The organism is Deefgea salmonis, assembly GCF_020531905.1.
Lineage (GTDB): Bacteria > Pseudomonadota > Gammaproteobacteria > Burkholderiales > Chitinibacteraceae > Deefgea > Deefgea salmonis.
Genome location: NZ_JAJAWG010000004.1, coordinates 1 through 26,073 on the forward strand (window position 1 = coordinate 1; position 26,073 = coordinate 26,073).

27 protein-coding genes are annotated in these 26,073 nt (G+C 46.6%); 14 read left to right on the plus strand and 13 right to left on the minus strand.

Annotated elements, in window-relative coordinates; genetic code table 11:
- Positions 1-104: 104 nt before the first annotated feature.
- The 4 genes from LG219_RS08075 to tsaB form a co-directional block, all read right to left on the minus strand.
- A complete protein-coding gene (locus tag LG219_RS08075) occupies positions 105-1,142 on the minus strand; it encodes a YeiH family protein (RefSeq protein WP_226764005.1) in 1,038 nt (345 codons plus the stop codon).
- 116 nt (positions 1,143-1,258) lie between these two features.
- Entirely contained in the window at positions 1,259-2,125 is an 867-nt protein-coding gene (locus tag LG219_RS08080) for a uracil-DNA glycosylase (RefSeq protein WP_226764006.1), read from the minus strand.
- On the minus strand, positions 2,122-2,565 hold the full coding sequence (gene rimI, locus LG219_RS08085; protein ID WP_226764007.1) for a ribosomal protein S18-alanine N-acetyltransferase: 444 nt from the start codon (positions 2,563-2,565) through the stop codon (positions 2,122-2,124). Before rimI ends, LG219_RS08080 begins: the two co-directional genes overlap by 4 nt.
- Positions 2,565-3,245 carry a tRNA (adenosine(37)-N6)-threonylcarbamoyltransferase complex dimerization subunit type 1 TsaB gene (gene tsaB / locus LG219_RS08090; protein WP_226764008.1) on the minus strand — a complete coding sequence of 227 codons (681 nt, stop codon included), beginning with the start codon at positions 3,243-3,245 and terminating at the stop codon, positions 2,565-2,567. The genes rimI and tsaB overlap by 1 nt, the downstream gene beginning before the upstream one ends.
- Positions 3,246-3,340: 95 nt before the next feature.
- On the opposite strand from tsaB, the gene LG219_RS08095 reads away from it, so the two are divergent.
- From LG219_RS08095 to LG219_RS08110, 4 genes are read left to right on the plus strand one after another with little or no spacing between them, the layout of a single operon-like run.
- The gene (locus tag LG219_RS08095) at positions 3,341-5,128 is read left to right on the plus strand and encodes an extracellular solute-binding protein (RefSeq protein WP_226764009.1); all 1,788 of its coding nucleotides are present in this window, start codon (positions 3,341-3,343) and stop codon (positions 5,126-5,128) included.
- Positions 5,129-5,164: 36 nt separating this feature from the next.
- Positions 5,165-5,542 (plus strand): VOC family protein, encoded by a 378-nt coding sequence (locus tag LG219_RS08100; protein ID WP_173531839.1) that lies wholly within the window; start codon positions 5,165-5,167, stop codon positions 5,540-5,542.
- A gap of 31 nt (positions 5,543-5,573) precedes the next feature.
- The gene (locus tag LG219_RS08105; RefSeq protein ID WP_226764010.1) at positions 5,574-6,641 is read left to right on the plus strand and encodes an ABC transporter permease subunit; all 1,068 of its coding nucleotides are present in this window, start codon (positions 5,574-5,576) and stop codon (positions 6,639-6,641) included.
- Positions 6,638-7,675, plus strand: coding sequence for an ABC transporter permease (locus tag LG219_RS08110; RefSeq protein ID WP_226764011.1), 1,038 nt, complete (start codon positions 6,638-6,640; stop codon positions 7,673-7,675). The genes LG219_RS08105 and LG219_RS08110 overlap by 4 nt, the downstream gene beginning before the upstream one ends.
- Before the next feature lie 56 nt (positions 7,676-7,731).
- On the opposite strand, the gene LG219_RS08115 is transcribed toward LG219_RS08110, so the two are convergent.
- A complete protein-coding gene (locus LG219_RS08115) occupies positions 7,732-8,430 on the minus strand; it encodes a pirin family protein (protein WP_226764012.1) in 699 nt (232 codons plus the stop codon).
- A 108-nt stretch (positions 8,431-8,538) separates the two neighbouring features.
- Here LG219_RS08115 and LG219_RS08120 point away from each other — a divergent pair, with 108 nt between their 5' ends.
- Positions 8,539-9,459, plus strand: a complete 921-nt coding sequence (locus LG219_RS08120; RefSeq protein ID WP_226764013.1) for a LysR family transcriptional regulator — start codon at positions 8,539-8,541, stop codon at positions 9,457-9,459.
- A 23-nt stretch (positions 9,460-9,482) separates the two neighbouring features.
- Here the strand turns inward: LG219_RS08120 and LG219_RS08125 are convergent, their stop codons facing one another.
- The 5 genes from LG219_RS08125 to LG219_RS08145 form a co-directional block, all read right to left on the minus strand.
- Positions 9,483-11,078, minus strand: a complete 1,596-nt coding sequence (locus tag LG219_RS08125) for a GGDEF domain-containing protein (RefSeq protein WP_173531834.1) — start codon at positions 11,076-11,078, stop codon at positions 9,483-9,485.
- Positions 11,075-12,547 (minus strand): hypothetical protein, encoded by a 1,473-nt coding sequence (locus tag LG219_RS08130; protein WP_226764014.1) that lies wholly within the window; start codon positions 12,545-12,547, stop codon positions 11,075-11,077. The genes LG219_RS08125 and LG219_RS08130 overlap by 4 nt, the downstream gene beginning before the upstream one ends.
- A 294-nt stretch (positions 12,548-12,841) precedes the next feature.
- Positions 12,842-13,405, minus strand: a complete 564-nt coding sequence (locus LG219_RS08135; RefSeq protein ID WP_226764015.1) for a YceI family protein — start codon at positions 13,403-13,405, stop codon at positions 12,842-12,844.
- 106 nt (positions 13,406-13,511) lie between these two features.
- Positions 13,512-14,066 (minus strand): YceI family protein, encoded by a 555-nt coding sequence (locus LG219_RS08140; RefSeq protein ID WP_226764016.1) that lies wholly within the window; start codon positions 14,064-14,066, stop codon positions 13,512-13,514.
- A gap of 23 nt (positions 14,067-14,089) precedes the next feature.
- Positions 14,090-14,641, minus strand: a complete 552-nt coding sequence (locus LG219_RS08145) for a cytochrome b (protein WP_173531830.1) — start codon at positions 14,639-14,641, stop codon at positions 14,090-14,092.
- A 257-nt stretch (positions 14,642-14,898) separates the two neighbouring features.
- Between LG219_RS08145 and LG219_RS08150 the strand changes: the two genes are divergently transcribed.
- The gene (locus LG219_RS08150; RefSeq protein ID WP_173531829.1) at positions 14,899-15,546 is read left to right on the plus strand and encodes a carbonic anhydrase; all 648 of its coding nucleotides are present in this window, start codon (positions 14,899-14,901) and stop codon (positions 15,544-15,546) included.
- Between the two features lie 94 nt (positions 15,547-15,640).
- On the opposite strand, the gene LG219_RS08155 is transcribed toward LG219_RS08150, so the two are convergent.
- A complete protein-coding gene (locus LG219_RS08155; RefSeq protein ID WP_182076843.1) occupies positions 15,641-16,438 on the minus strand; it encodes a Cof-type HAD-IIB family hydrolase in 798 nt (265 codons plus the stop codon).
- 149 nt (positions 16,439-16,587) lie between these two features.
- Here LG219_RS08155 and LG219_RS08160 point away from each other — a divergent pair, with 149 nt between their 5' ends.
- The gene (locus LG219_RS08160) at positions 16,588-17,754 is read left to right on the plus strand and encodes a BaiN/RdsA family NAD(P)/FAD-dependent oxidoreductase (RefSeq protein WP_226764017.1); all 1,167 of its coding nucleotides are present in this window, start codon (positions 16,588-16,590) and stop codon (positions 17,752-17,754) included.
- An 824-nt stretch (positions 17,755-18,578) separates the two neighbouring features.
- Here the strand turns inward: LG219_RS08160 and dapB are convergent.
- Both dapB and LG219_RS08170 read right to left on the minus strand, forming a co-directional pair.
- Entirely contained in the window at positions 18,579-19,382 is an 804-nt protein-coding gene (gene dapB, locus LG219_RS08165) for a 4-hydroxy-tetrahydrodipicolinate reductase (RefSeq protein WP_226764180.1), read from the minus strand.
- Positions 19,383-19,844 (minus strand): outer membrane protein assembly factor BamE, encoded by a 462-nt coding sequence (locus LG219_RS08170; protein ID WP_226764018.1) that lies wholly within the window; start codon positions 19,842-19,844, stop codon positions 19,383-19,385. It lies immediately after the preceding gene.
- Between the two features lie 107 nt (positions 19,845-19,951).
- Here LG219_RS08170 and fur point away from each other — a divergent pair, with 107 nt between their 5' ends.
- From fur to ettA, 7 genes are all read left to right on the plus strand, one after another.
- Complete coding sequence (fur, locus tag LG219_RS08175) at positions 19,952-20,377, plus strand: ferric iron uptake transcriptional regulator (RefSeq protein ID WP_226764019.1); 426 nt, start codon at positions 19,952-19,954, stop codon at positions 20,375-20,377.
- A gap of 20 nt (positions 20,378-20,397) precedes the next feature.
- The gene (aat, locus tag LG219_RS08180; RefSeq protein ID WP_226764020.1) at positions 20,398-21,090 is read left to right on the plus strand and encodes a leucyl/phenylalanyl-tRNA--protein transferase; all 693 of its coding nucleotides are present in this window, start codon (positions 20,398-20,400) and stop codon (positions 21,088-21,090) included.
- Between the two features lie 18 nt (positions 21,091-21,108).
- Positions 21,109-21,837 carry an arginyltransferase gene (locus tag LG219_RS08185; RefSeq protein ID WP_226764021.1) on the plus strand — a complete coding sequence of 243 codons (729 nt, stop codon included), beginning with the start codon at positions 21,109-21,111 and terminating at the stop codon, positions 21,835-21,837.
- A 132-nt stretch (positions 21,838-21,969) separates the two neighbouring features.
- Positions 21,970-22,470, plus strand: coding sequence for a hypothetical protein (locus LG219_RS08190; protein ID WP_226764022.1), 501 nt, complete (start codon positions 21,970-21,972; stop codon positions 22,468-22,470).
- Positions 22,471-22,518: 48 nt separating this feature from the next.
- A complete protein-coding gene (locus tag LG219_RS08195; RefSeq protein ID WP_226764023.1) occupies positions 22,519-23,520 on the plus strand; it encodes a nucleoid-associated protein in 1,002 nt (333 codons plus the stop codon).
- Positions 23,521-23,709: 189 nt separating this feature from the next.
- Positions 23,710-24,084, plus strand: coding sequence for a hypothetical protein (locus LG219_RS08200; RefSeq protein WP_226764024.1), 375 nt, complete (start codon positions 23,710-23,712; stop codon positions 24,082-24,084).
- Between the two features lie 145 nt (positions 24,085-24,229).
- On the plus strand, positions 24,230-25,897 hold the full coding sequence (gene ettA / locus LG219_RS08205) for an energy-dependent translational throttle protein EttA (RefSeq protein WP_226764025.1): 1,668 nt from the start codon (positions 24,230-24,232) through the stop codon (positions 25,895-25,897).
- The last annotated feature ends 176 nt before the right edge of the window (positions 25,898-26,073 follow it).

The following is a 26,073-nucleotide window of genomic DNA, read 5'->3' on the forward strand; positions in this document are numbered from 1 at the left end:
ATGATAGTGCGGATTGCCCGTGTGAAAGTAGGTCATTGCCAGACTCCCCATACCAGAAAGCCCGATTCGAAAGAGTCGGGCTTTTTGCTGTTCGTGAAATTTAATTAAGATAATATTATTCGTGCAAGCATCGTAATAAATGCGCCGCCGAATAGAAGATATAAAAATAACAAGCCCGCAAGTAGCATAGGTTTTAATCCTGCCTGGCGAATTGCACTTACATGCGTATGAAGGCCGAGTGCCGCCATTGCCATTGCTAATAGAATCGTGTCTAGAGTAAGTAATATCTCAATGATGCTGTTTGAGAGTAAATGCAATGAATTAAATCCTGCGACGAGGATAAAAATAAGCGCAAACCATGGGATGGTTATTTTTCCTCGCTGAGCATGGTGTGTGTCGTGGCTTTTGGCGAGCCACATTGAAAGAATAACTAAAAATGGCGCCAGCATCATAACGCGGATCATTTTGCTAATCATTGCTGTTGCTGCAATGTCGTCGCCCATTTCTTTGCTGGCAGCAACGACTTGAGCGACCTCATGAATTGTTGCGCCCGTAAATACACCAAAATCATTTGCGGATAAAATCGGCCCTATTTTTTGATTAAGATAAAATAAACTCGGATATAAAAAAATGGTGATCGTACCAAAGATCACCACGGTAGAAACAGCCACGGCGACTTTTGATGATTGCGCTTTGAGGATGGGTTCAGTTGCAAGTACTGCTGCAGCACCGCAAATCGCACTACCCGCACCAATTAAAATACTAGTGTGCTGATCTAATTGCAGCCATCGAGTGCCTACAATATAGGCCAGCATAAAGGTGGTCGTTAAAACGAGCGCATCAACTAATATGCCCATTACGCCAACATCGGCGATTTGTTGGAATGTAATCCTGAAGCCATAAAGAATAATACCCCAGCGCAATAAATCACTTTTAGCAAATTGAACGCCATCACCGCAATGAGATGCGAAGCGCGGAAAAATACTATTGCCTAATACAATGCCAATGACAATTGCAAGTAATAAAGCTGAAAATCCCCATTGCTGCATTAAATGAGTTTCACCTAAAGCAATCGAAGCAATGGCAATACTACCGGTTAGCGCGAGGCCAAGAATCAGATTTTTTTTATCGATGTGACTCATATCGAATCTCACTTTTAATTTATGTATGATTTTTCATTATAGAAATAAATGCAGATTTTAAATCCAAAAAAATGGGTAAAAAAAACGCCAGCGAGCTGGCGTTTTTGATTGTGAGGCTATTGAAATATTTTTTTTAAGCGCAATAGATCTTGCCAAGTTTTGGCTTTGTCGTGAACGTTTCTTTGTAAATAGCTCGGGTGATAGGTCACGATGGTTGGAATATTTTGGCATTGCTGATTGAGCTGGCGTAATTCGCGAATGGGGGCAGAGGTATTGAGCACGCTTTCAGCGGCAGATTGGCCTATTGCAAGAATTGCGGTGGGTTTAAGTAATGCAATTTGACGTTGCAGTAAAGGTGCGCAGGCTTTTATTTCTTCGGTATTCGGATTACGTGAACCATGGCATTTAACGGCGTTCGTAATCAAAGAGTTTTGGAGTTGCTCTTCGCCCAAACTCACGAGCATTTGATTGAGCATGCGTTGTGAAGGACCAAAGATGGCTAAATTATGTTGTTCTTCAACTTTGCTGGGCGCATCACTGACAATCAATAATTTTGCTTCAATGGCGCCGGTCGCAAAAACGGCTTGCTGGCGTTGCTGACTGCGTGGACAAGCGGTGCAACCCGCAATCTCAACGCGGAGTTCTTCCCAGCTCAGCTCGGCAATTCGTTCGCTACGCGCATCGATATGGCGTATTTCTTCGCTCGATAAGGTCTTGTTGTTGGGGTCGGCCGCCTCACGGTTTTGTTGTAACAAACGATGCGCTGCTGCAGCTTTAGTCGATTTGCGTTCACGTTGGATAGTGACAGGCTCGGTCGGAGTAGGCTGCGGCGCTGCGGTGAGGTGGGCGGGTGCGACAACTTCAATTGGACTTAATTCTGCGGGCGCCGCTGTCACCTGAGTGCTCAGCGTTTGTAAAACAGCGTGGCGAATCCATTGCGGATTCAGCCCTAGCTCATTAAGGATGAGTGCGCGGCGATTCATGCCTTGTCCTCCAAATGCAGGGTATAGAGCAGTGCATCTTCTCTACCTTCGTTTGTAGGGTAATACCCCTTGCGTCGACCGGATTGCGTAAAATCTTGCTTGGCATATAGTGTGCGTGCTGCTGTATTGGACTCTCGAACTTCTAAAAACAGTGTGACGACGTCTTGTTGCAATAATTGTTTTTGTAATGCTGCGAGCAGCTGGCTTGCTCTTTGTTGACGCTGCCATTGGGGTGCAATGGCGATGAGTAGCAATTCCGCCTCGTCCAAAGTGATCATGCAAACGCTAAAACCAATTAATTCGTCCTGTTGCCACAGCCCATCGCATTGATGATGGTTGAGCGAATCTCGCCATTGCAGAGCTGTCCAAGGATGTGGATTGGTTGCGCTATCAATGGCCAGTAAGGCAGGAAGATCGGCTTCAGTCAGCCGTTTTAGCATTATTTTTGCACCCGTTCATGGGTTTTTAACGCTACTTTGTCACGCAAATACACCAATTGCGCTTGATCGGCAGCAAGCCCTTCACCAGCGGCAAAATGTGGCAAAGCCAGCGTAAGTAATTGGGTGGCATGCGGATAAAGATCTGGTTTTACGGTACTGATTTTTGTGCCTAAACGCGCGTCGAGCGCCGCTTGATACGCACTAAAACCATTGCCGACCCCAGTGTAGCCATCACCATCAGGCAGAGGCACGTCTTCAGGATTACACACTAAGGCATCAATGACGGTATGCCATTGGCCGTTGCGATTTTCAAAGGCAGAAAAGTAAACTTGGTTCATGCGGGCATCTAGACAACTTACTACCCGTATTGCGCCAGAAGCCTGAGCAATAGCCAGTAGGGTAGATATACCCACTACAGGTATATTTCGCGCAAATGCTAATCCTTGAGTAATGCCACAGCCAATCCGTAAGCCGGTAAATGAACCGGGGCCACTTGGATAAGCAATGCCTTCGATATCGCGCATGGTTAGACCGCATTCATTCAAAAAAGTCTGTAAATACGGTAGCGTAACTTCACTTTGTTTTTGTCCTGCCAGCCATTCGCGCGAAACGATGCCGCTTGGGGTATTGATGGCAAAAGACAAATATTCAGATGAGGCTTCAATCGCTAAAAAAGGCATGGTAGACGCAGGTGACAAAGAATGAAGTGTGATTCTAACACGCCAACTGCGTGGCGATTGCTGCCGATTGACCGAGTCTGGCTTATCATGGACAAATGAAATCTTACCTACTGCTACTACTGTCTTTATATCTGCTGCCAGCTTACGCTGAGCATGCGATTTCGCTTGGCGATGCGCCCAAATATGCCGCTGGTTTTACTGCGTTTGATTATGTGAATCCTGCCGCGCCAAAAGGCGGCGCGATTATTTTGCCCAATCCTGATCGGCGCAATAGTTTTGATTCATTTAATCCTTTTATTATTAAAGGTACATCGGCAGCGGGCTTAGGGGCGCTCATGTTTGAGTCGCTCGGGGTGATGAGTTGGGATGAAACCGCCACCATATATGGGCTATTGGCCAAAGACATCAAAGTGGCCAAGGATGGCTTATCGGTGACGTTCGTTTTAAATCCTGCCGCGCGCTTTAATAATGGCGCAAAGGTGACGGCTGCTGATGTCAAACACAGTTTTACCGTTCTCAATAGTCGCTTGGCCGCGCCGCAATATGCATCGCAATTGCGCGACGTGGCGGGCGTTGATGTGCTTGATTCGCAAACCATTGTGTATCGCTTTAAAACCGCCAATCGCGAATTGCCGCAAATCGTCGGCACGCTGCCGGTTTTTTCTCAGCAATGGGGCACCGGTAAAACGTTGGATAAAATTGCCCTAGAACCGCCGATTAGCAGTGGGCCGTATCAGATTAAAGACTACAAGCTCGGCCAGTCGATTGGTTATCAACGGCGCAGTGATTACTGGGGCAACAATCAGCCAACCCGACGTGGGCAATATAATTTTGATCAAATTACCTATCGCTATTACCAAGATGAAACCGCCAAACTTGAGGCATTTAAAGCCGGTGAATTTGATTTCATCACCGAATATGGTGCGCGAAATTGGGCGCGGCAATATCAAGGGCCTAAGTTTCGCTCAGGAGAAATTAAAAAAAGCGAATTGCGTCACCACAATAGCAGCGGCATGCAAGGCTATGTGATGAACCTGCGCCGTCCGCTGTTTGCCGATCTTCGCGTGCGGCAAGCCTTGGGCTTAGCGCTTGATTTTGAATGGTTAAATCGCCAATTGTTTTACCGCCAATATCAACGACTTAATAGCTTTTATGCCAATAGCGAACTTGCCGCCAGCGGCGCGCCAACCGCGCAAGAATTACAACTATTAAGACCACTGCAATCGCAATTGCCCGCCGCAACGTTGACTACGCTCGCGGCGCCCCCCAATACCGATCCGCCCAATTCATTACGACAAAACCTCAGGCAAGCGCGCGAATTATTAAAACAAGCGGGTTGGCAATACCGCGATGGTGCATTGCGTAATGCGCGTGGCGAGCCTTTTGAATTTGAGCTGTTAGATGATGGCGGCCCCATGGGGCGCGTATTTCCGCCGTTGGCGCGCAATTTAGCCAAGCTGGGTATTGTTGTTAAACAGCGTGATATTGATTTTGCTTTATACCAACGCCGACTCGATGATTTTGACTTTGATATGGTGGTGTTGCGCTTTCCGAATGTACAAAGCCCTGGCCAAGAGCTTCTCGATTATTACGGTAGTCAAGCTGCCGACACCAAGGGTAGCAGCAATGTGATTGGCTTAAAAAGCCCCGCGATTGATCGCTTGATTGAGCATGTGTTGCAGGCCCCCAATCGCCAACAGCAAATCACCGCCGTCCACGCACTTGATCGCGCCTTACTCGCTGGGCATTACATTATCCCGCATTGGTATAGCGCCACCCACCGCGCCGCATGGCGTGACCGTTTTGCGATGCCCAAAACGATGCCGCTGTATTATCAGGCGGGGGATTGGATGTTGGCGACGTGGTGGCAGAAGTCGCCGTAGGCTTAATTGGTTTTTCGATGAGTAAGGTTTTAATGCATGCTGCATCATCTTTCTTTTGGCGTTAAGGATTTAAACTTATCTGGACTATTTTATGATGCGGCGCTGTCTGCTTTGGGCTTTCGTCGCGTTTTCGAAGATGATTCCGCAATAGGTTATGGTTTGATCGATGGCAAAGATCTTTTTTGTATCAAGCTTTGTCCCGATCTCGTGCCGCCTAGGGGCGGATTTCATTTGGCATTTGCTGCGCCGTCGCGAAGTGCTGTGGACCAGTTTTATCATGCTGCGCTTAAAGTTGGCGGTCTATGTAATGGCGCTGCTGGATTACGGCCTCAATATGGCGCGTATTATTACGCAGCATTTTTGATTGATCCTGATGGTTATCGGATTGAAGCAGTGATCAATACGCCGCTTTGATGTGTATTGAATTAGTTAAAGGCTAGAGCGAATGCTGCAATACATCCTCAAACGTTTACTGCTAATGATCCCCACCTTGCTGGGTGTGTTGTTGGTGAGTTTTGTCGTGATTCAATTTGTTCCCGGTGGGCCGGTGGAGCAGATGGTGTATCAACTTAAAGGGCGCGGTGCTGCTGAAGCAGCGGGCAATACCTCGGTAGGGTCGTCAAGCAGTTATCAGGCGGCGCGGGGCTTAAGCGAAGAGCAACTGAGCCAAATTAAGGCGCAATATGGTTTTGATCAACCGGCGCCGGTGCGATTTTGGCAAATGCTAAAAAACTACGCGACGTTTAATCTGGGCGACAGTTGGTTTCGTCACGCCAGTGTCACGCAATTGATTTGGGATAAATTGCCGGTGTCGATGAGCTTGGGGATTAGCAGTTTACTGCTGACGTATTTGATTGCGGTGCCGCTGGGCGTGGCCAAAGCGCTGCGTCATGGCTCGCGTTTTGATGCAGTGACCACGGTGATGCTGATGGTGGGGTATGCGATTCCATCGTTTGTGTTGGGGGTGGTGTTATTGGTGTTATTTGGTGGCGGCTCATTTTGGGCGGTGTTTCCGTTGCGTGGCTTAACCTCCGATGATTTTGCGACGATGTCTTGGTCGGCGCAGCTGATGGATTTTTTCTGGCATTTGGCTTTGCCGGTGACGGCGTTGGTGGTGGCGGGATTTGCTAGCTTAACGATGCTGACCAAAAATAGTTTTCTAGAGGAAATTCATCAGCAGTATGTCACCACAGCGCGGGCCAAGGGCTTGACTGAGCGACGGATTTTTTGGCGACACATTTTACGCAATGCCGCGTTGCCCTTGGTGGTGGGCTTGCCAGGGGCCATTATTGGCGCTTTTTTTACTGGTAGCTTATTGATTGAAACATTGTTTTCTCTCGATGGTTTGGGTTTGTTGGCTTACGAATCAGTGATTCGTCGCGATTATCCGGTGGTCTTAGGAACGCTGTATTTCTTTACTTTATTGGGTTTGTTGGGGCGCTTGCTGTCGGATATTGCGTATGTGGTCGTTGATCCTCGCGTGCAGTTTGGTGCGGTGGGGGCAAGCACATGAGCGAGCTGCATTCAGTAGGACCATGGGCACGAGCATGGGGACGGTTTAAATCGCAACGACGTGCCTTGGTCAGTTTATGGTTATTGGGGGTTTTATTGGGCATCAGTTTGCTGGCTGAGCTGGTGTCTAACGACAAGCCCTACGTGGTGCGTTATCAGCAGCAACTGTATTTCCCGCTGTTTAAAACCTATCCAGAAACCACTTTTGGTGGCGATTTTCCGACGCCAAGCGATTATCTCGATCCATTTATGCAGCAGCAATTGGCTAGCGACGGTAATTGGGCGATCTTTCCGCCAAATCGCTATGCCGCGGATACGCTCAATTATTTTGCCAGTGCGCCCAATCCAGCGCCGCCGTCGCCCGACAATTTGCTCGGAACGGACGATAAGGGGCGTGATTTATTGGCGCGATTATTGTATGGCTTTCGCACTTCGGCGTTATTTGCGCTGGCATTGACGTTAACTGGCTCGGTGCTTGGTGTGGTGATTGGCGGGATTCAGGGCTATTTTGGCGGGCGTGTTGATTTATTTGGCCAGCGGGTTTCTGAAATTTGGGCCGCATTGCCTGAGCTGTATTTATTAATTATTTTTACAGCGATTTTTGCGCCCAGTTTGAGCTTATTGCTGATTTTGATGACGCTATTGGGGTGGATGGGTTTGGCCGATTACACGCGCGCAGAGTTTTTACGTCATCGCAATCGAGAGTACGTACTGGCGGCGCGCAGTATGGGCTTGAGCGATTGGCAAATTATTCGTCGCCATGTGTTACCCAACAGCTTAACGCCAGTGCTGGCATTTTTGCCGTTTCGAATGGGGGCGGCGATTTTGGCGCTGACCAGTTTAGATTTTCTGGGGCTTGGCGTGGGCCAACAAACCGCCTCGCTCGGTGAATTGTTGGCACAAGGGAAGGCCAATTTAGATGCGTGGTGGATTTCGATGTCGACCTTTGCCGTGTTGCTAAGCTTGATGTTGCTGCTGGTATTTATTGGTGAAGGCCTACGGCAAGCACTTGATCCGCGCAGCAAGGTTGGCTAAGGCCTGTCACCACAAAAAGCCAAACCTAAGCTTTTTGTGGTGACTCGTGGAGTGGATTAAAACACATCAAAAACTAAGACTTCAGCAGCGTGACCATTTTGGATTTTGAGCGCGTCTTCTTGTTTGAGCATAATGGCATCGCCCGCGTCGAGGGCTAAGCCATTGATTTGAACCTGCCCCTTGGCAACATGAACATAGAGTTTTCGACCGGCTAAGATCGGCATTTCGGCGTATTCAGCGCCGTCAAACAAACCAGCATACAACTTCACATCTTGCAAAATGGTCACCGAGCCGGCTTCACCTGTTGGGCTGGCGATCAGGCGTAATTGGCCACGTTTATCCGCGTCGCTAAAGGTTTTTTCCTCATAAGACGGTGCGCCGCCTTTTTGTGCCGGCAAAATCCAGATTTGTAATAAATGCGTTTCAGTGTCGTTACTGGGGTTGTATTCGCTATGGCGCAGCCCTGTGCCGGCGCTCATTCTTTGTACATTACCGGGTAAAATCACCGAGCCATTGCCCATACTGTCTTTGTGGGCAATACCCCCAGATAACACATAGGTAATAATTTCCATGTCTTGATGTGGATGCATGCCAAAGCCCATGCCCGGTGCAATTCGATCATCGTTAATCACGCGTAGTGCGCCATAATGCATATGCGCTGGGTCGTAATATTCGGCAAAGGAAAAACTAAAATTCGAGTCGAGCCAACCATGGTTGGCATGCCCGCGTTCAGTGGCTTTTCTTAAGGTAATCATATTAAACCCTTCATTAATTTTGAATGATGTATGCCATAATATGCTTAGGTTTGCTGCAGTGATAGCAAAAAAATAGCACGATATCATTCAAAATTTTGGAATAAGACTATGCTACGTCTTTCGATCGAAGCCTTAGAAATCCTCGATGCCATTGCGCGGCGAGGCAGTTTTGCGGCGGCCGCCGCTGAAGTGCATCGCGTGCCCTCGGCAGTGACCTATATGGTGCGAAAATTAGAAGATGATTTGGGCGTTGAGATTTTCGATCGCAGCGGTCATCGCGCGCAATTAACGCCAGCAGGGCTTGAGCTACTCACTGAAGGGCGGCACTTATTATTGGCCGCCGGTGAGCTTGAATGCCGAATTAAGCGCGTGGCGACCGGGTGGGAAACCGAGCTGGTGATTGCGGTGGATACTGTGCTGCCGTTTGATTTAATTTGGCCGATGATTGCCCAATTTGATACGTTGCAATCAGGAACTCGCTTGCGTTTTATTGAAGAATCGTTAGGTGGTTCGTGGGAAGCATTGCAAGAGCGCCGCGCTGATTTAGTCATTGGTGCCATTAGCCATTTGGGTAATCATTCGGCAACGCAATCAAGTCATGTGTTGGGTGAACTCAATAGCGTGTTTGCCGTTGCGCCGAGTCATCCTTTAGCTGGCGTGAGTGAGCCACTGGCCGCGAGCATGATTCAGCAATATCGGGCGATTGTGGTCCCCGATTCTTCGCATCATTTATTGCCGTATACGATCGGTTTATTGTCAGGACAGCAAACTTTACGCGTGCCCAGTATGCAGCATAAAGTGAGCGCGCACATTGCCGGGCTGGGGTGTGGTTATTTGCCGGTGGCACTGGCCGCCGCACCGCTCGCCGATGGCCGCTTGGTTGCCAAAGCGGTGGCCGAGGTGAGCCCGCCGATTCGAATGTGTTTTGCTTGGCAAAATAATAATGTCGGACATGCGCTGAAATGGTGGCTTGATTTCTTGATGCAAGACACCAGCATTAAACAATGGCTAGCACGCGGTTTGAATTAATACTGTTCATGCACCCTTGGTGATTAAAGCTCAACCCGATTACGGCCTAAACTTTTAGCACAATACAGCGCTTGGTCGGCACGCTCAATTAAGCTACTCAGGCTGTCACCTTGATGCGCTTGCGCTACGCCAATGCTGATGGTCACGGCGCGATGACCTAAACTGGCTGGCCATCGATGTTTTTCTACTTGGTGGCGAATACGTTCAGCAACTTTGGCCGCCGAAAATAAATTTAAGCCGCGCAACGACAATAAAAATTCCTCACCGCCATAGCGCACCGGGGTGTCGACATCACGGCAAGCTCGTTGCAAAATAAAACCCAATTCCCGTAAGACTTCATCACCGATTAAATGCGAAAAGTCGTCGTTGATTTTTTTAAAGTGGTCTAAGTCCAATAATAAAATCGACAATGGTTCTTGCTCGCTAATGCTGCGTAATTGCTGTGGCAAATGGGTGTCGAGCCAACGACGATTGGCGAGTTTGGTGAGTGGGTCTTGCTCGACTTCGGTGCGTAATTGATCGAGCTTTTGGCTTTGCTGGGCTTGGACTTCGATGAGTTGGCGGTTTTCTTGGCGGCTAATTTCCAGACTAAAGCGGGTTTCTAGTAAGGCCAATTGCTTGAGAATGCGCGGTTCTAATTCTAAAATCGGCGCGCGTTTGGCGAGACCATGTTCTAAATCGTGTGCTGCTTGCAAAGCCAATAAGGCCTGTTTGGCTTGTCCCATTTGTTCATAGAGTGTTGAAAGTGCCAATAAACAATCCCGCAGTAATTGCATAAATTCACTGTCTTTGGCGATGGCCTGCGCTTCAAGTAGAGATTGTTCCGCGTCGGCATAACGCTGTTGTTGGGTGTAGACCAAACCCAGTTGATGTCCGCATTTGATTTGGGCCCAGAAGTGGTGTGTTTTTTCGGCGTAGGCTAACGCTTGATTTAGGTAGCGAATGGCCTCGTCGTTTTGATTGAGTTGCAATAATGCTTGTGCGCGCCAAAGATAGGATTCAGCGAGTTCATGATGAAATTGATGTTGCTGGATAATCGGGTCGGCTTCATCAAGCAATCTGAGGGTATCTGCAGGGCGCTTAAGCCACATGGCATCTGCAGCTAGATACAGTCGAATTGTGCAGTAAATATAAGGGGTGGCAATATTGCGACAATATTGCAGGGCTTGCAGATGCAGCTTGTAGGCGCGCTCATGCTCATCGGCGGCATTAAAAATACCGCCAATAGAAATAAAGGCGGAGATTGCGGTGGTGGTGTCGCCAAGCTCCAACCCGAGTTCAATGCAACTGAGCCACAATTGAATCGATTGCCGATAGTTGCCCATCGTGTACATTTGATCAGCAAGCTGATTCATAATTTGTAAGCGCTCTAAAGCCAAGTCGGCGCCTTGTGATAAACCCAAGGCTTCATTGAGCGTATTGCTTAAGGCATGGCTTTGGCCTAATTCAGTTTCTGCTTGAGCTTTGAGTAGTAACAGGGCAATTTTTTGCTTAGGATTGACGCGAGGATTGGCGCTATTCATTTCATGAATCAAGGCCAAAGCCGGTAGTGGCGCATGTTGCTCTAAATTGTGGCTGATTTGTTGCAGCTGGCGGCTAAATAAGGTGGCGTGGTTCATAGGGCAGCATCCGAAAAAAGCTTGGCCTCGATTTGAGTCAGGATATCCTTGAGCGTATGAGGCGCTTGAGCGCGCATCGCCGCTGTGCGTGCCGGGGTTGTTTCCCACGGTAGTAATTGCAAAATTCGATCAAGATGATGTTGTGTTTGCAATAAGTCAGCGTTGCTGATTGCTGGCGTGAGTAGGGCGTAGACCCCATCGGCGTAATGGCAAAGCACAGTGTGCTCGCTACAAAGGGCCGAGAGTAAAAAAAGCCGTTGTTGATGGTTGTGGCTATTTTGGGCCAAGCTAAAACGAACAAAAATTAAGCCGACGGCAGTTTCGTCGCTGATGAGTTGTTGTAACTGGGCCAGCCAAAAATGACGAATAACTACTTTATTGAAATCGTCATTTTTTTTGACTTCAATTGTATTTTTAAGTAATTGCTGCTCTTTTTCTATTTTTTGTGCCAATTGCATTAATGGCAATGAATTAAAATTATGTAGGCCGTATTGTTGTTGTTGGGCGAGCGCGCCTAATTCTAATTGTCGATGTGTTTTAAAGTGATTTAAAGCATCATCCCAGTGCTCTTGTTTTTCGGCATATTGCGAACGGATTAAAGCAATTTGGCTTAAAAACGCATACAAATTAAAATGCTCCGCCAGTGCGCTGGCGTGATTGAGTGATGGGCTTGGATCCATATTTTGAGCCAATGCGACTTGCGCCAAACTCACTTGCGTGAGGCATTGGGCCCAAGCGAGATTGTCGTGTTCGGCAATTTGTTGCCATGCCTGAAGGCACTCAGCATGCGCTTGATCGGTCAGTTTAAGTGATAACCACACCCGAGCGCGGTAATTATAGATTTCGGCATACCATGTGGGATTGGTATATTTACTCACATGGCGATCGGCTTGTGACAGACTAATTAATGCATCTTCAAACAAGCCTTGTTTTAAATGTTCTCGACTTAAACAAATCGCCGCTTTGGCGGCCAATTGCGCATCGTTAATTTGATTGGCGCGAGTTAATGCTTCATTGAGTGCCGCTTGCGATTTTTCGTATTGCAAATCGAGCGCCCATAAATTGCCTAAGCCGATGAGTACTTCAATTTGTAATGATTCAATGCGTAAAGTGCGGAGTAATTTAAGGCATTTGTACCATGCGCTTAAAGCATGGGTATAGCTTGATTCTGCAACGTGAATGAGGGCTGAAAGGTGATACCCTTCAGCTAATAAATCGTCGGCTTGATTTTTTTTGGCATAGTGCAAAGCTTGGCGTATGGCCTGTTTGGCCGCAGCAAAATCCATATCAGCCCAATGAAATTGAGCTTGCAATAAAATCGCTTCAGCAATGCCGTGCTGATATTCAATAGCTTGGGCGCAAGTTTGAATCAATTGCGCTTGTTGCAGCAACGCTTTGGAGGTGACTGGGGTTTGTTGTTTGAGTGCTAACAATTGCAGATCAATAGATAAAATATTCTCAGCCATCATGACGATTTATTTCTTTAAAAATCGAAATTAAATCCGATTTAATATATTGATGAAGTGATGGCTTGTAGTGTAACTGATTTGCACTACATTCTTGTATTTATAAATAATTTAATCGCAAATTCAGCGCATTTAAATACAGATGATTGATAAGACGGTTTTATCGTTTTACTGCTTTTGCGGCGTGATTGACGTATTGATTTTGCGCCTGAAGTGCATAAGCCAAGCTCGATCGCTTAGCTTATGCACTTCAAGCGTTCATTGGGGAGAAAACCGCCATTGCTGGCGGTTTGATGCTTATTGGCTTGCTTCTACTTGAATGCGTAAAGTCACTTCGTCGCTGACTGCAGGGACATAGGCGCTCATGCCAAATTCACTGCGTTTAATGGTTGCGATTGCATCCGCGCCGCAGGTTGGTTTTTTGCTCATCGGGTGTGGGCTGCATTTGAAGTCAGTCACTTTTAATGTAACGGGTTTGCTCACGCCTAATAAAGTCAATTGACCGACCACACTGACTAACTGATCACCAGCAAATTTAAAATCGTTGCTTTTAAACGTCATGGTTGGAAATTTTGCGGTATTAAAGAAATCTTCGCCTTTTAAATGCGCATCACGTTTTTCCCAGCCTGAGCGTAGGCTAGAGGTGTCGATGGTGATCTCGGTGGAACCTTTTTTGGCCGCCAGATCCAGCGTGATGCTGCCACTGGTTTTATCAAATGAGCCGCGTTGTGTTGAATAACCCAGATGTTTCACTTCAAAAGTGGGGAGGGTGTGCGATGGATCAATGGTATAGACCTCGGGTGCGGCAAAGGCAGTTGCAGCCAGAGAGACAAAAAGAGCCGAGCGAATGAATTGATGCATGGTTAAAACTCCAGTGGGTAAGTCGATAGAGAGGTACAAAATTGTATGCTCGCTAAGATCTGCGATGAAGTCGCTGCGAGCATACTGTTTCTAACGGCGCTATGGATTAATCTGCTTTGCCTGTGAGCAGCAGTTTGTATTTCACAATGACTTCGTCGGCCACTGTGCCGGTGTCGGCCCAAACGCCGTCACCAATTTTGTATTGCAGGCGCAGCACCGGAATGCTGCCTTCAAGTAATAAGTCATTGCCAACGGTTTTAGCGGTCATTTTGCCGGCGACATCGTGGCTAACCCCTTTGATCATGAGTTTGCCTTTAGTTTCAAATTGGCCGCCACCCAGTGCTTTCACACTGGTCGCAGTAAATGTCGCTTTGGGATTACTCGCAATATCAAACCAAGCTTTTTTCTTGGCTTCGCCATTACCGTCAGGGCCACCGACATCAATACTGGCTAAATCGACGATGATTTCCGCTTTGGCGGTTTCTGGTTTGGCAGGATTAAAATTAATTTTGGCGGTGAAGTTTTTAAAATTACCGTCAACTGGGGTGTTCATTTGCTTAAAAGTAAAGTTCAGCTGACTTTTAGCCGTATTTAAACTTTGTGCAGCGATGGCATGGCTGCCAATCAGTAATAAGCTTGCGGCAATCAAGGAACGGAACATCGTGCTCTCCAGTGTTGAATGATTTATTTGTGATTTAAAAAAGGCAGCATTCGCGCCAAGGTACCGTCTTTATCAATGAGCTGATGTTTAATCGCCCCAGCGACGTGCAGTACGATCAGCGCTAATAATGTGTAAGCGATTAACTCATGGGCTGAGACGAGCCAATTGCCGATTTGTTCATTTTTTGCGATTAAATCGGGTAGTTTGAATACGCCAAAGTAGACAACGGAAAAACCTTTAGCGGAGCTCATTAACCAGCCGACCACAGGCAATAAAAACATCAGAAAATACAGTAAATGGTGGACGCCTAGGGCGAGTTTGCGCTGAATTGCCGGTAACTCCGGATCGACGACAGGGGTACCCCTGAGGAGTTTGTAGCCAAAGCGCACGAAAAATAGGCCGAGTACGGTGATACCCGTCCATTTGTGCCAGTTGATCATTTTAAATTTATCTGGCGATAAGGGCATATCGTCAAAAACCCATGCCAAAATAAATCCCGCAATGATCAGTAGTGCCATCAGCCAATGTAGGCTGATTTGCAGATGATCATAATTTTTGGGCGCTGAATGTTTCATTTTGATTGTTCCTTATTCAGTATTTCTGAATTGTGTAGGCATCATAAGCGTTCACGATCTTTACGAATAGCGTAAATACTTGTGTGTTTTGTTCAAATATTTTGAACTTAAGTGGCATGCTGCATTAGGGCGCTGTAAACACGAGTTAATATACGATGACTTTTTGTTACTTCACAATCGAATACGCTTGAATACGCACACCCTGCGGAAAACCAGTAGAATTGCGCGAAAATCAAAATAGCAATAGGGGATTTCAAGTGGAAGAGATTGAAAAGTTTATTGGCGGATTTCGCCGCTTCCAACATAAATATTTTGGTGAGCACCGGGATTTATTTGCCGAGTTGCAATCAGGCCAAAATCCAAAAACATTATTGATTGGCTGTTCTGATTCACGCGTTGACCCTGCATTGTTAACCGATTGCAATCCTGGGGATTTATTTATTGTTCGCAATGTGGCCAATTTAGTGCCGCCGTATGAAATTGATGGTGCTTTTCACGGGGTTTCATCGGCGATTGAATACGCCGTTGAGCATTTAGAAGTCAGTAAAATTATCGTGCTTGGCCATTCTGGTTGTGGTGGTATTCAAGCGTTGATGGAAGCGAGTGAGCCCAAAACCGAGGCTAATTTTATTGGTCGTTGGGTGAGGATCGCTGAGGCCGCGCGAGATCAAGTCAAACGTGAATTAGCGCATAAATCACCCGATCGACAAATTCGTGCGTGTGAGATGGCCGCCATTATTGTTTCTTTGGATAATTTGATGAGCTTTCCGTTTATTGCTCGCCGAGTTCAAGAAGGATCGTTGAGTTTAATTGGTTGGTATTTTGATATTTTACGCGGTGCTTTATACGATTTTGATCAAGAAAAAAATTCGTTTCAAGCTTTGGTGACGTCGTTAAAGGAATAAAAATGGCTTTGAGTGACTCAACGCTCTGCCTAGCGGTCAGTCGTTGAGTTGCTCAAAGCCATTTGAATATGTGGGGCTATTTTTTTGCGTTAATTTAAAGCTTAAAAATCTGTCTTAATTGCTGCGCTACGCCATGTTCATCATTACTTCCAATGACTGGCGCATTGGGGTGGGCCGCTTTGAGTTTGGGGCTGGCATTGCCCATTACAAAAGGATGACCAGCCACCGCAAGCAGCTGAATGTCATTTTGACCATCACCAAAGGCGTAGCAGTGTTCGGCATCAATCGAGAGACGAGCTAAGACTGCAGTCAAAGCGTGGCCTTTGGATACGGTCGGCGCCATCACTTCTAAGCAATCATCGGCAGAAAAAGTAATATAAATTTGGTCGCCAAATCGATCGATAATTTTGCTTTCAATGGCGGTGAGCGTGGCATGATCGCCAATGTATAAAATTTTGGCGATATCTTCGCCGTTGTGGTGTTTCAAATCGGTCACTTGGTAGCCAAATCCCGAGTCCTTGTAATACACCCCCACTAATTCAGGGCATTCCCGTTCCACTAACCAGCCGGCATCCACATAGGCATTGAGTAATGAGCCATGAGAAAACTCGGGCTGCATTAAAGCACGTGCGAGCTCTGGATCTAGGTTTTCTGCAAAAATCTCATTGTTTTCAGGGTCATGAACGCGTGCACCATTGGAGGTAATTAAGTGCGCCTTCACGCCGAGCGTTTCTCGAATACCTTGTACATCTAAAAAATGACGCCCTGTGGCAATTGCAAGGTGCACCCCTTGCTGAGCAAGTGCTTGGAATGTAGCTGCAGTGAACGCATCGACTTTGTGTTCGTGGTCAAGCAAAGTACCATCCAAGTCAGAAACAATCATTTTTTGCATGGGTTCAATCCTAGGGATTTATCAGTGTGCTGTAATTTTACGCCGCAAAGTGAATGAGTGCGTCAGTAATAATGCCATTGGGGTTCAGCTTTAGCGGTGAGGGGGGGATGAAAGCGGTACAATTGGGGTTAAATATAAGGACGGTTTTGATGAATAAAACGGATGTCATTGTGATCGGCGCAGGCGCTGCAGGTCTGATGTGCGCGGCCACCGCTGGCCTGCGTGGTCGTAAGGTGGTCTTGATGGATCACAGTGAAAAATTGGCCGAAAAAATTAGAATTTCTGGCGGTGGACGTTGCAACTTTACCAATCTGAATGTTCGGCCAGAGTGTTATCTCTCGAATAATCCGCATTTTGTAAAGTCGGCGCTGAAGCAATTTACGCAGTTTGATTTTATGGCTTTATTGGATAAGCACGGCTTAACTTACCATGAAAAAACCTTAGGGCAATTGTTTTGTGATCAAAACTCACAAGGCATTATTGAGATGCTCAAAGCGGAAGTGAATTTGGGCGATGTGATTTGGCGTATGGGCACCGAAGTCATTGCGGTGGCACAAGTGGAGGGGCAGTTTCAAGTCACAACAGCGACCGAAGTCTGGCTTAGCGACGCCTTAGTGATTGCGACGGGCGGCTTATCCATCCCACAAATTGGCGCGACGGCCTTTGGCTACGAAGTGGCGAAGCAATTTGGGCTCAATTTACAGCCCTTGGCCGCCGCATTGGTGCCTTTGACCTTTCAAGCCGAAGATTTATGGGCTGAATTGGCCGGTGTTGCATTAGAAAATGTTGTGGTGAGTTGTGAAAATACATCATTTCGCGAGTCGATTTTATTGACGCATAAAGGTCTTTCTGGTCCGGCTATCTTGCAAATATCTAGCTTTTGGCAAGCGGGAAAAACGCTCGAAATTGACTTAATTCCAGATTTGGACTTGGCTGATTTTTTAAGAACGGCCAATCGAGATGCCTTGTTGTCGACCGTTTTAGCTGATGTATTACCAAAACGATTTGTAGGGGTATGGCTTGCTAAATATGGTGAAATAAGGCCGCTCAAGCAATACTCTAGTAAAGAGCTGCAACGATTAGAATCTGAGCTTCACCAATGGCACATTAAGCCATCGGGCAGTTTGGGATATAAAAAAGCCGAGGTGACACGCGGTGGTGTCGATACAGATCAGTTGCTATCAAAATCGATGATGGTGCGGGAAATCCCGGGTTTATATTTCATTGGCGAGGTTGTTGATGTCACTGGTTGGTTAGGTGGTTACAATTTTCAATGGGCTTGGTCATCAGGATATGTTGCAGGAATGAATATTTAGGATTAGAGTAATACTACAGCAACAAAACAGCAGTCATTAATGGTGGTCTTGTTGCTGATCTTTACTAAACCGTAGATAAGGGGGCAATATTTGATTGATTCCAGTGTCGTGTGTTTGGTGCCTAGCATTTAATGCTAATTAAGATCAATCTTTTGGTCTTTGCCCATAGTGGCTTTAATATTTAGTTTCGTATTTCAAATTTGAAAGCAATCGAACTAACCGCTTTCAACAGAAATGTAATTACATTTCGATGTTCTTTGTATTGCACTGGTTTTTCGTAGTTGAACTGTAGCAAAGGAGGTCATATTTGATTGATTCCGATGTTTTTAGTTTACTCAACCTTGGCTAGTTGATGCGATTTCTGATCATTATTATGATCATTGCCGTAGTGCAGTATTTTTTTAGCATGAAAATAGTGATTGAGTTGCTTCACTTTGCGGAGTGTGGATCTGATACTCCATTGATAAACCGTTACTTTGTTTTAACCGATTGATACTTTTTTTTAAAACGTGCAGGTTGATCTTTATACTTGTGTCATTTGTTTTAATGATTAAGCACTTTTTATGAGTTGAAGTTTGTTGTTTTATAAAGTAGTTGGTTGTTATTTTTTGATCAATGTTTTTGTAATATAAAAAACGAGGCTTAATGCCTCGTTTTTTTGTGCTTGACTCTTAAATTAGTGCGAATATTCAGTCTGACTGGCTATGGTTTTTCTATTGTTTAAATAGAAAAAACTTACATAAATCAAATAAATAGTTTTCGCCGGCGTGTAAAAATCAATGATTGTATTTTTATTTATCATTCTGATGGTCAAGCGCCACTGGCTATTTTAAGCCTAATACTTCTTGCATGTCGTAAAGGCCAGTTGCTTTATGCTGTAAAAATCGAGCAGCACGTAGGCTGCCTTGAGCATAAATAGTGCGGTTGCTGGCTTTGTGAGTGATCTCGATGCGCTCGCCTTCTCCGGCAAAAACGACTGTATGGTCGCCAATCACATCGCCACCGCGTAGCGTTGCAAAACCGATTTTGCCATCCTCACGTGGGCCTGTGATTCCTTCTCTAGACCACACTGCAATCTCGTTGAGTGACTGATCCCATGCTTTGGCAATGGCTTGCCCCATTGCAATGGCTGTGCCTGAAGGCGCATCAACTTTATGTTTGTGATGCATTTCTACAATTTCTGCGTCGTAGCCATGGCTCAGTGCACCAGCAGCAATCTCAAGTAATTTAAATACTAGATTGACGCCAATACTCATATTGTACGCAGAAACGATGGCGATTTTTTGGCTTGCCGCCTCGAGCGCAGCACGACCTGCTTCATCGAAACCGGTGGTGCCAATAATCATTTTAACGCCGTATTGCTGGCAAACAATCAGGTGTTCCAGCGTGCCTTCTGGACGGGTAAAATCAATTAGAATATCCGCATTTTGCAATGCAGATAATTGATCGGTAATTAAAACCCCACAATTTTTTCCTATGTGCGCACAAGCATCTTGGCCAACGGCTTCGCTGCCGGCTCGATCAAGGGCGACGCTCAGTATCACATCATCAGCAGCTTGTACTGCTTCAATGAGCATGCGGCCCATGCGGCCGCTACTGCCGGCAATGGCGATTTTAATCGTCATAATTTAAAACCCTTCATTCATTAGCGGTTTCACTTCGATGATTTTTGAATCTGGATTGCTCGGATCGATCGGCATCAATAAATTATCATTGCTAGGGGGGAGTGGCTGTGTTTTTTCTGCCGGTTCAGCTTTAGGGTCGGGTAGGTAATCACCGTCCCAGCGCACTAGGCTATTTTCATTAAAGAAAACAACAAAGTTTTTTGCCTCTTTGACTTTTCCGCCTCGGCTATCCCGGTAAATATAATCCCAGCGATCTTTATGAAATGGATCGGTGAGTAGGGGGGTGCCAAGCGCAAAACGAACTTGCGAGCGAGTCATTCCCACTCGTAGCAAGGCAACTTGCTTGGCGGTGATTTCATTGCCCTGCGGAATATCTAGTTTATAAGGGGTGATAAAATTGACCACGCTGCAGCCACTTAATAATAAGCTGCCGGTCACAAATGCGGTTAGTAGTCTGGCCTTCATCTTGGTTTGATTCGCTCGTGGATGCCGGTGCGCGTCACCGGGAAACGCTATATCATAACCGGATTGTGTAACTCCCGCACGACTGGGGAACAAAGAAGGGTAGAACAATGAGCAAAGCGGCTGAATTAAAAGGCATGGGTTTGAAGGCGACAGGGCCAAGATTAAAGATCTTGAATCTGTTTGAAACCAGTGGCGCGCGCCATCTGACTGCCGAAGATGTTTATCGCATGCTATTGGTTGAAGAAATTGATGTTGGCTTGGCGACGGTATATCGCGTATTGACTCAATTTGAGCAGGCGGGGATTTTGGAGCGACATCACTTTGAAACAGGCAAGGCCGTCTTTGAATTAAAGCAAGAAGAGCATCACGATCATTTGGTTTGTGTTAAATGCGGCGCGGTTGAAGAATTTTTTGATCCAGAAATCGAAGCACGCCAAGATGCCATTGCACTTAAGCATGGTTTTGAAATTCAAGATCACGAAATGTATATCTATGGCATTTGTAATCCTTGCCAAATTAAAGCCAAGAAATAGTTTTTTGTGATCACCTTACTATGATCCCGTGGTTAGATCATCATTCGCCTTTTCCGCCGTTGACGCAGGCGCTCAAAGAGCCCAGTGGTTTATTGGCGGCGGGGGGCGACTTGTCGTCAGAACGCATTTTAATGGCGTATCGGCAGGGTATTTTTCCGTGGTTTATGCCCAATGAGCCTATTTTGTGGTGGAGTCCTGATCCACGCATGGTCTTATTTAGCAATGAGCTGATTATTCCGAAATCACTACGCAAAGTAGTGCGTCAGCGTCCGTATCGCGTGACGTTTGACACGGCGTTTAGTGCGGTGATGCAAGGCTGTGCAGCCCCGCGAGCCGGCGTTGCTGCAACATGGATTAGTGATGAGATGTTGGCTGCATATAGCGCATTGCATCAACAAGGGCTTGCACACAGTTTTGAGTGTTGGATGGATGATGAGCTGGTGGGCGGTTTGTATGGCGTGGCCATTGGCAAAATGTTTTACGGCGAATCAATGTTTGCGCGTCGTTCGGACGCGTCAAAAATCGCTTTTGTGCATGCGGTGCAATGGCTGGCTGCTGCGGGTTTTGTCATGATTGATTGTCAAATGCATACTGAACATTTGGCGCGATTTGGAGCCAGAGAGATTGCTCGTGATGAATTTATTGCTAAGCTAGAAGTTCAACTTGCCCAGCCTGATCGACTTGGGCCATGGTCATATTCCCATACCAATTAGCTTGTCTATAGGTGTCGCATGAACGATACATTTCGTAAGCATACAGTTCAATTACAGTTCTATGCCACCGCCCCATATCCTTGTAGTTACTTAGAAGATCAGGCCGCTCGTTCACAGGTCGCGGTGCCTTCTGAGTTGATTTCCACTGGGGCTTATAGCCAATTAGTGCAGCAAGGTTTTCGTCGGAGCGGGTCATTTGTGTATCGACCGTGGTGTGATCATTGCCAAGCCTGCGTTGCCGTGCGTTTGCCGGTGCTGGATTTTGTTGCCAGCCGTAGTCAGCGCCGTGCTTTAAAGCACAATGAGTCGCTCAAGGTGCGGATTATGAAACTTGAGTTTCGCGAAGAGCATTTTTTGTTATACCAACGCTACCAGCAATCGCGGCATAGCGGCGGCGGCATGGATCAAGACGGGCATGAGCAATACCGTGGCTTTATTTTAAAAAGCCAGGTGGCGAGTTTTTTGGCTGAATTTACCGAAAATGGCGTGGTCGTGATGGTCAGTTTGATTGATCAACTCGATGATGGACTTTCGTCGGTGTATACCTTTTTTGATCCTGACCTGCCGGCGCGTAGCTTGGGGGTTTTTAATGTGTTGTGGCAAATTGGCTTAGCTAAGCAGTTGGGCTTGCAATACGTGTATTTGGGCTATTGGATTAAAGATTGCCGCAAAATGGAATACAAAACCCAATATCGACCGATTGAGGGTTTGCTCAATGGTAAATGGCAGCTATTGAAGGGTATTTAGTTCTATACGTTTATTGATATAGCTTAGAAATGAATACCTGCTTAAATATTGTAAATTGAATTGGGTGGCAACTTGGAACTCTTCGATTTTTGTTGAGTCTATCGGTCAATGAATATTTAACAAAGGCCCACAATGCAAGCGATGACTTTGTCTGAAATCGAACAGCTTCGGGTTGAATGCCGCAGCATGGTGGCCAAGCAATCGATGGTGTCGGGTGCGATTGCCATGGTGCCGATTCCGGGGCTCGATGTTGGTGCCGACGTGGCGATTATGTCGCGGATGGTGGAGCAGATTAATCAAAAATTTGGCTTAAGTGCGGCGCAAATTAATCAGCTTAATCCGCAGTTAAAACAGCGCGTTTTTGTGATTGTCAGTTCGCTGAGCTCGAGTTTAATTGGTAAGTATTTGTCAAAAGAATTACTGCTCTTGGCATTCAAACGTGTGGGGGTTCGACTGGCGAGTAAGCAAGCGGCGAAATTTGTGCCGTTTTTAGGCTCAGCCATCGCGGCTGGAATTAGCTATGGTGCGATGCGCATGCTAGGTAACGCCCATATTGATGACTGCTGCCAAGTACTGATTCAGTTGCAAAGCAGTACGACCTTTGAGCATGAAACGATGGCTCGCGATATCTAGTCACTGCATTCGGTGGGATAATGGGGAATCTGATTTAAGGATTCTTGCATGTCGACCTCACCCAATACCCTCCAGCATTTAATCATTCATCAATTACATAAAGAGCCCAATGGCCCGGCGCGAGTGGCATTGAGCTCGGCTGAAATGCCCGTCAATAGTGCGGCGCAGCGTTTGGTCGACCATCTATGCCAATTGTATGGCAGTCGCAATGGCAAAGGCTTTGGCAAGTTTGAAGAGGACGAGCACGAATCTCCGATGCCGGCCTTGGTGCGTCGCTACGTGGACGATGCGGATTTTCTTGGGTTTTCTCAGCAGGCGATCGCGCAGTTGCAAGTGCGTGCCGAGCAAGAGGCTGAGGCCAGCGGCGGCTATGTGTTGATGGCGCACGTTAGCAATAGCGAGATGGACTTTCTCTTTTTTGCCTTAGTGGGGGAAGTGATTGGCACGGCCGTGAATGCTGATCTGCACCTTGAAGACAGCATTCACTTGGATATGGATCATTTGCGCGTTGCAGGGCGAATTGATTTGGGCGTATGGCAAGCCGGTGGTGAGCGTTATGTGAGCTTTTTGCGCGGGCGCGGTGATGTGGCGGCGTATTTCAAATTGTTCTTAGGCTGTAACGATATGGTGACGCCGCTTAAAGAAACCCAAAAGCTAGTTAAAGGGCTGGAACAATTTGTCGAGCAGCAGGCCCTCAGCGCACAAGATCGTGACGAAGTGTTTCAGCGCGCACACAATTTACTCGATGAAATGGGCAATGAGCAGGGCGAAGTGAACTTAGCCGAGGTCGCCAGCCAAATTTACCCGGATGCGCCACAGGCATTACAGGACGCACTACAGCATGACGACCTTGGGCTCGTTGATGGTTTTGTTCCGGATCGCCGAGCGATTAAGCCACTGATGCGCTTTAAAGCCGCTGCGCCAGAATGGAAGCTGGAGTTTGATCGCGCCAGCTTGCGCTCGGGGGCAGTAATTTACGACAAACACAGCGATACGCTGGTGCTGTCAAATATCCCAGACAAACTCAAAAAAGCCTTATTAGAACAATAAACAACAACGGGGTATTGCCTGCTCCGCTTTGCTGTACAAGCGTTGGTGATGTATACCCCAAAGGGTAAAATAACATCCATCGAGGGTGTCTATTTGAGCGTTGTTTTATAGAACAAACGTTCTTTTTTGGCTTGCGATGATGGTCGCACTCTAGTATTGTGAACGTACGTTCTATATGGAGTCGCCGTCATGTCAATTCGTTTTCGTCTCTCTGACCATGCCTTTTTGCAGCAACAAACTTTACGTATCCCGTTAGTGCTGCTTGAAGCATGGGTGCAGCCGGCTTGGCGTGGCTCGGCGCAACTCTTGTCCGCTCGGCATATTGCCCAATTGCCCGCCGCAGTACGCCCGATGGCGCAGCGTTTTATCGGGCTGTATATCGTCAGTGATGGACAAGGCATGATTACTCACATTGCGCAAATGACGCATCGCCTCGCGAATCCGGCACAAGAGATTGATTTTAATTTTGCGCCACGATCGATCAAGCTAGCCAATGCGTTCAATGGCACTCAAGTCATGGCATGGGCGCGCACCGCATTGAATGGTTCGGGTATTGCTTGCTGAGCCATTTAAAGTAAAGGCCACCGAGCAATACAGGCCTGATGCATCACAATGGGCAATGACTGGACCAATATGAAAGATAGCGCGGCATGGACTGGGGCTGGTAAACTCTAGCCCTATTATATTTCCGACTTTTTATAGGTTACTCATGGCTCAATATGTAATGTCTATGCTCCGAGTGAGCAAGATTGTTCCGCCAAAACGTCAGATTATTAAAGATATTTCATTGTCTTTTTTCCCCGGCGCAAAGATTGGTTTGCTGGGCCTGAATGGTTCGGGTAAATCGACTGTTCTGAAAATTATGGCAGGGGTTGAAAAAGAATTTGAAGGTGAAGTTCAGCATTTACCCAACATCAAAATTGGTTATTTAGCGCAAGAACCAGAATTGAATGCTGAAAATACCGTGCGCCAAGAAGTTGAAAGTGGCCTCGGCGAAGTCTTTGAAGCGCAAGCCAAATTGGAAGCGGTTTATGTCGCTTACGCCGAAGAAGGCGCTGATTTTGATGCCTTAGCCGAAGAACAAGGTCGTTTAGAAGCGATTATTTCTGCGGGTGCTGGCGATAATTTAGAGTTGCAACTTGAAATCGCTGCCGATGCACTGCGTTTGCCAGAATGGGATGCGATCGTTGGCCAATTGTCTGGTGGTGAAAAGCGCCGCGTTGCTTTGTGTAAATTGCTGCTGTCTAAGCCAGATATGTTGCTGCTCGACGAGCCAACCAATCACTTGGATGCTGAATCGGTTGAATGGTTAGAGCAATTTTTGGTGCGCTTCCCAGGTACCGTGGTTGCCGTAACGCATGATCGCTACTTCTTGGATAACGCCGCTGAGTGGATTTTGGAGCTAGACCGTGGGCATGGTATTCCTTGGGAAGGCAATTATTCGACTTGGTTGCAAAAGAAAGAAGAGCGTCTCAAGTTAGAAGAATCGCAAGAGTCGGCACGTCAAAAAGCCTTAAACAAAGAATTGGAATGGGTTCGTCAAAATCCGAAAGGGCGTCAAGCTAAATCAAAAGCCCGTATTGCGCGCTTTGAAGAGCTCTCTAGCTTTGAGCATCAAAAACGCAACGAAACCCAAGAAATCTTTATCCCAGTTGCGGAGCGTTTGGGCGAAAAGGTGATTGAGTTTAAAGGGGTCAGCAAAGCCTTTGGTGAGCGCTTATTGATTGATGATTTAAGCTTTAACGTACCAGCGGGTGCGATTGTCGGCATTATCGGGCCTAACGGCGCGGGTAAATCCACCTTATTTAAGATGATTGCTGGCAAGGAAGCGCCCGATAGCGGTGAAGTTGAAATCGGTCAAACCGTGCAAATGGCGTTTGTCGAACAAAGTCGCGAAGGTTTAGAGAACGACAAAACGGTATTTCAAGACGTTTCAAATGGCCATGATGTGATCAGCGTCGGCAAGTTTGAGATGAGCAGTCGCGCCTACTTAGGACGCTTTAATTTTAAAGGCGGCGATCAAGCTAAATTAGTTGGTAATCTATCCGGTGGTGAGCGTGGTCGTTTGCATTTGGCTAAAACGCTACTCAAAGGCGGCAATGTATTACTGCTGGATGAGCCATCGAATGATTTGGACGTCGAAACATTGCGTGCGCTAGAAGATGCATTGCTTGAATTTGCCGGTACTGTGTTTGTTATTTCGCATGATCGTTGGTTCCTTGACCGGATTGCAACGCATATCTTGGCGGCGGAAGGCAATTCGCAATGGAATTTCTTTGATGGTAATTATCAAGAATATGAAGCGGATAAGAAAAAACGCTTAGGTGAAGAAGGCGCAAAACCAAAACGAATTCGCTATAAGCCAATTACACGTTAATTGCATTGCTTAAAACAAGGAAGGGTGATCCCTTCCTTGTTTTTTTTTTGCTTTCAAATCACCCATGTTCAATCTAGGTGTTGAAACCACCGAGGTACTTTTTGCAAGTATTCAGTATTTTGCGGCAGGTTTTATTTGAAACAAAGAATATCGTAGTAATTCATGACTAAAAAACC

Coding starts and splice junctions, on each gene's coding strand:
- LG219_RS08105 (WP_226764010.1), top strand. CDS start 5,574: ATGCTGCAATACATCCTCAAACGTTTACTGCTAATGATCCCCACCTTG.
- LG219_RS08145 (WP_173531830.1), bottom strand. CDS start 14,641: ATGAAACATTCAGCGCCCAAAAATTATGATCATCTGCAAATCAGCCTA.
- LG219_RS08130 (WP_226764014.1), bottom strand. CDS start 12,547: ATGATGGCTGAGAATATTTTATCTATTGATCTGCAATTGTTAGCACTC.
- LG219_RS08170 (WP_226764018.1), bottom strand. CDS start 19,844: ATGAAGGCCAGACTACTAACCGCATTTGTGACCGGCAGCTTATTATTA.
- LG219_RS08200 (WP_226764024.1), top strand. CDS start 23,710: ATGTCAATTCGTTTTCGTCTCTCTGACCATGCCTTTTTGCAGCAACAA.
- LG219_RS08075 (WP_226764005.1), bottom strand. CDS start 1,142: ATGAGTCACATCGATAAAAAAAATCTGATTCTTGGCCTCGCGCTAACC.
- LG219_RS08125 (WP_173531834.1), bottom strand. CDS start 11,078: ATGAACCACGCCACCTTATTTAGCCGCCAGCTGCAACAAATCAGCCAC.
- LG219_RS08195 (WP_226764023.1), top strand. CDS start 22,519: ATGTCGACCTCACCCAATACCCTCCAGCATTTAATCATTCATCAATTA.
- ettA (WP_226764025.1), top strand. CDS start 24,230: ATGGCTCAATATGTAATGTCTATGCTCCGAGTGAGCAAGATTGTTCCG.
- aat (WP_226764020.1), top strand. CDS start 20,398: ATGATCCCGTGGTTAGATCATCATTCGCCTTTTCCGCCGTTGACGCAG.
- LG219_RS08115 (WP_226764012.1), bottom strand. CDS start 8,430: ATGATTACCTTAAGAAAAGCCACTGAACGCGGGCATGCCAACCATGGT.
- LG219_RS08185 (WP_226764021.1), top strand. CDS start 21,109: ATGAACGATACATTTCGTAAGCATACAGTTCAATTACAGTTCTATGCC.
- LG219_RS08160 (WP_226764017.1), top strand. CDS start 16,588: ATGAATAAAACGGATGTCATTGTGATCGGCGCAGGCGCTGCAGGTCTG.
- LG219_RS08110 (WP_226764011.1), top strand. CDS start 6,638: ATGAGCGAGCTGCATTCAGTAGGACCATGGGCACGAGCATGGGGACGG.
- LG219_RS08095 (WP_226764009.1), top strand. CDS start 3,341: ATGAAATCTTACCTACTGCTACTACTGTCTTTATATCTGCTGCCAGCT.
- LG219_RS08155 (WP_182076843.1), bottom strand. CDS start 16,438: ATGCAAAAAATGATTGTTTCTGACTTGGATGGTACTTTGCTTGACCAC.
- LG219_RS08135 (WP_226764015.1), bottom strand. CDS start 13,405: ATGCATCAATTCATTCGCTCGGCTCTTTTTGTCTCTCTGGCTGCAACT.
- LG219_RS08190 (WP_226764022.1), top strand. CDS start 21,970: ATGCAAGCGATGACTTTGTCTGAAATCGAACAGCTTCGGGTTGAATGC.
- rimI (WP_226764007.1), bottom strand. CDS start 2,565: ATGCTAAAACGGCTGACTGAAGCCGATCTTCCTGCCTTACTGGCCATT.
- LG219_RS08080 (WP_226764006.1), bottom strand. CDS start 2,125: ATGAATCGCCGCGCACTCATCCTTAATGAGCTAGGGCTGAATCCGCAA.
- fur (WP_226764019.1), top strand. CDS start 19,952: ATGAGCAAAGCGGCTGAATTAAAAGGCATGGGTTTGAAGGCGACAGGG.
- LG219_RS08120 (WP_226764013.1), top strand. CDS start 8,539: ATGCTACGTCTTTCGATCGAAGCCTTAGAAATCCTCGATGCCATTGCG.
- tsaB (WP_226764008.1), bottom strand. CDS start 3,245: ATGCCTTTTTTAGCGATTGAAGCCTCATCTGAATATTTGTCTTTTGCC.
- LG219_RS08140 (WP_226764016.1), bottom strand. CDS start 14,066: ATGTTCCGTTCCTTGATTGCCGCAAGCTTATTACTGATTGGCAGCCAT.
- LG219_RS08100 (WP_173531839.1), top strand. CDS start 5,165: ATGCTGCATCATCTTTCTTTTGGCGTTAAGGATTTAAACTTATCTGGA.